Annotated in this window: 1 pseudogene; it reads right to left on the bottom strand. The window is 44.4% G+C overall.

Annotation, left to right across the window (positions count from 1 at the left end):
* Positions 1-580, bottom strand: a pseudogene (locus BCT11_RS01040) (helix-turn-helix domain-containing protein); the annotation flags it as partial.
* Between the last annotated feature and the right edge of the window lie 41 nt (positions 581-621).

The following is a 621-nucleotide window of genomic DNA, read 5'->3' as shown; positions in this document are numbered from 1 at the left end:
CCCTCAAGCTGAGGCTTAATCAACTGGTATAGCTTGCGGGTACCGACCCGTGGCATGTACTGTCGCCAGTACATCACCATTCCTTTCACTGGCAAAAGCTCGTTAACACGTGCTTCTAGGCGCTGTTTCCATTGGTACACTGATTGCCGAGATAAATTGAACTGCTTGCATGCAGAGGCTAGCTTTACTTTTCCTTGCTCTTTGGCAAGCCAGAGCGTTCGGCTAAGTACTTTTTTTCCAAATCAATTCCGTAGTCATCTTTAAGAAGCTCAACCATATCGCCATAAATCATGTTTTTCATTTCAGCATTAGCGAGAGCTTTTTCAAGACGCTTAATCTTTTGGGCAGGTGTTTCTTTGGATTTAGACATTGGAGAGTGCTCTATTGGTTTCGACCAATCCAACTTACCATGCTTTCTGAGCCAAACAAGAACGGTACTGCGCCCCTGTATGCCATAGTGATCTTGAGCCTGTTTGTATGTCATCTCGCCTTTTTCAACTTGGGCAACGACAGCCAATTTAAAGCCCATAGTGTAATCTCGCTGAGAGCGCTTTGTTGTTGTATTACTTGAAGAGTTCATTGATAAGTCTCCGAAGTGTCAACTTATCTCAGGACGGGACA

Origin of the sequence: Vibrio sp. 10N.222.52.B12 (assembly GCF_002875385.1) — a bacterium.
Classification (GTDB): Bacteria; Pseudomonadota; Gammaproteobacteria; order Enterobacterales; family Vibrionaceae; genus Vibrio; species Vibrio jasicida.
This window is presented reverse-complemented; position numbering and strand designations above follow the sequence as displayed.